This window comes from Rhizobium sp. SEMIA 4085 (genome assembly GCF_013004495.1).
Classification (GTDB): Bacteria; Pseudomonadota; Alphaproteobacteria; order Rhizobiales; family Rhizobiaceae; genus Rhizobium; species Rhizobium gallicum.
This window is the reverse complement of sequence record NZ_JABEPH010000584.1, coordinates 1-2,294: the sequence shown is the minus strand read 5'-3', so window position 1 is coordinate 2,294 and position 2,294 is coordinate 1. Positions and strand designations below refer to the sequence as shown.

At 62.4% G+C, this 2,294-nt stretch carries 3 protein-coding genes and 1 pseudogene; 2 read left to right on the top strand and 2 right to left on the bottom strand.

The window, feature by feature from the left end; all coding sequences use genetic code 11:
- Together C9413_RS31280 and folK are read left to right on the top strand one after the other, a co-directional pair.
- On the top strand, window positions 1-207 hold a 207-nt coding region (locus tag C9413_RS31280), incomplete at its 5' end, for a dihydroneopterin aldolase (RefSeq protein WP_348648821.1).
- The gene (folK, locus tag C9413_RS31275; RefSeq protein WP_082046519.1) at window positions 188-715 is read left to right on the top strand and encodes a 2-amino-4-hydroxy-6-hydroxymethyldihydropteridine diphosphokinase; all 528 of its coding nucleotides are present in this window, start codon (window positions 188-190) and stop codon (window positions 713-715) included. The genes C9413_RS31280 and folK, both read left to right, overlap by 20 nt.
- A 55-nt stretch (window positions 716-770) precedes the next feature.
- Here the strand turns inward: folK and C9413_RS31270 are convergent, their stop codons facing one another.
- Both C9413_RS31270 and C9413_RS31265 read right to left on the bottom strand, forming a co-directional pair.
- Window positions 771-1,322, bottom strand: coding sequence for a hypothetical protein (locus tag C9413_RS31270; protein ID WP_039845045.1), 552 nt, complete (start codon window positions 1,320-1,322; stop codon window positions 771-773).
- 202 nt (window positions 1,323-1,524) lie between these two features.
- Window positions 1,525-2,294, bottom strand: a pseudogene (locus C9413_RS31265) (TIGR01620 family protein); the annotation flags it as partial.

Here is a 2,294-nt window from a genome sequence, read left to right as displayed (position 1 = left end):
TACGGGTTTGCCTTCCCCTTGCAAGAGGCGATCGTCCCCGGTGGGTGCCGCAATCGGATCGAAGCGCTGGCGCTCGCTATCGCCAAGGGCCTCTGCGGAAAGTTTCACCAGATCAGGCGCGCCAAGATCACGGTGCGCAAGCCGAATGCGCCAGTGCCCGGCGTCCTGGATTTCGTACAGGTGAGCGTTGAACACTTTGCCGGCTGAACGTTTCAGGCCCGCCACGCTCGGTCTCGGCGGCAATCTCGGCGATCCCGTGAAATCGATGGCTGCCGCCCTGCGGAAGCTCGACGGGCGTGACGATTGCCGGCTCACCGCCGTGTCGCGGCTCTACCGCACGCCGCCCTGGGGCAAGACGGACCAGTCCATCTTCTTCAATGCATGCGCGGCACTCGACACGTTGCTCGAACCGGAAGCGTTGCTCGACGTCTGTCTCGGCATCGAGCGCGACATGAAACGCGAGCGCATCGAGCGTTGGGGACCGCGAACGCTCGACATTGATCTGCTGACATTCGACGATATCGAACAGGGGGCACCGAGACTGGAACTGCCGCATCCGCGCATGACCGAGCGAGGCTTCGTTCTGATGCCGCTTGCAGACTTTGCCGCGGACCTCGTCGTCAAGGGCCGCACCGTCGCGGATTGGCTTTCCCGAGCAGATATCCAAGGCATCGAGATCGCCGATTCCGATCGCGAGTGGTGGCGCAGCGCCTGAAATGAAAAAGCGGCGCAAAATCGGCCGCTTGGGATAACTGCCTATCGTACAGGTCCTACTCGACGGAGCCGACCGTCATTTCATCGATCTGGCGGGTCAGGGTGAGGCCGATCACCGGGACCATGCGATCCTCGACCTTTACCGACACGGTGACGTTCATCGTCTTGTCGTCGCGGACGCGGGCGATCATCGCGCCGTTCAGCTTGGCGCGGTTCAGGCCGACGACGACCGTGTCCTGTGTGACGGTGCCCGAGACGACATCGAGACCCTTACCGGCGGCGCCATCAAGGAATTTGCCCTTATAGCCGCCGCGCGACTGGGTGATGAGGGCGGACATTGGCTGTTTGAACACGCCAACGCGACAAGAACCGTCGAGCTTGATGCCGGCGCCGCCGTCGCTCACGGCAGAACCGATGAGGTTGCAGCTAAATTTCGTGCCCTTGTATTTGCCGGCGACGATTTCGCCCGGACCCCTCCAGTTGCCCGCAACAGACTCGAAGAAAGCCTTGTCGCGGGTTGCGGCGGTCGCAGCAGGGGCAATATCGGCCGCCGGAGACAATGCCGCGGCGACGAGCCCGCATACGAAGAGAACTTTGCGCGAATACATGGATTTTCCTTGGCAAACACCACCCGTTACTAGCCTGGAGTTTTGCCGAATAATGGTTAATGCTTGGTTTCCAATGCGCCGAAATGCACGGAAACGAAGGGCATGGCGAAGGCTCGCCAAATTCAATTCATTTTGCCAGTGCCATGAATTTCCTGTGTTTTGCAATTCCCTCCGTTACGGAAGGCGCCAGGTGCGAAAATGTTTATTTGCGACCGGTGCGCGGCACTACGGAGGGCGCCAGATCGCCGATGAAGTCGCCGATTCCCGGCCGCTTCAATGCGCGGAACGCAAGCGGACGGCACAGATCCATCGCAGCTATGCCGATACGGGCCGTCATCAACCCGTTGATAATGCCTTCGCCGAACCTGGCCGAGAGCTTGGAGGCAAGGCCGTGGCCCAGGACCTGTTGCACGAGGCTGTCGCCGACGGCGATCGAGCCGGTGACGGCGAGATGCGCGAGAACGTCCCGCATCAGGCGAATCATCCCAAGCGTGCCCGGCCTGCCGCCATAAAGCTCGGCCATGGCGCGGATCAGGCGCGAGGCTTCGAAAAGCACGTAGAGCAGATCGACGATCGCGCGCGGGCTGACAGCGGTGACGATCGAAACACGCTTCGATGAATTGACGATCAACGCTCTTGCCTGGCGGTCCAGAGGCGCCAGCAATTCGCGTTCGGCGAGTGCGACGAGATGCGGCGCGTCGATGATGTCGCCTTCGGCGGCTTTCAAGGTTGCGCGGCCCTTGGCGGTTTCCGGCTTTCCGGCAAGCAGGCTTGAAAGGCTCTTCACCAGGGCGCGTGCCTTGGCGGGCGTCGTCTCCAGTACGGCTGCCTCCTCCTCGGCCTTGGTGGGCTGCACCGCGGCGAGCCGCATTATACCCCCCGCTTCGCTGATGCCGATGGCGCCGACCGCGCGGATGCCGACAGCGAGCGCCGCGAGCCGCGTTCAACCAAGCCCGTCGGCGCGGGGACAAG

Bases quoted from the DNA above. Each gene is read 5' to 3' on its own strand.
- C9413_RS31270 (WP_039845045.1), bottom strand. From the start codon at position 1,322: ATGTATTCGCGCAAAGTTCTCTTCGTATGCGGGCTCGTCGCCGCGGCA.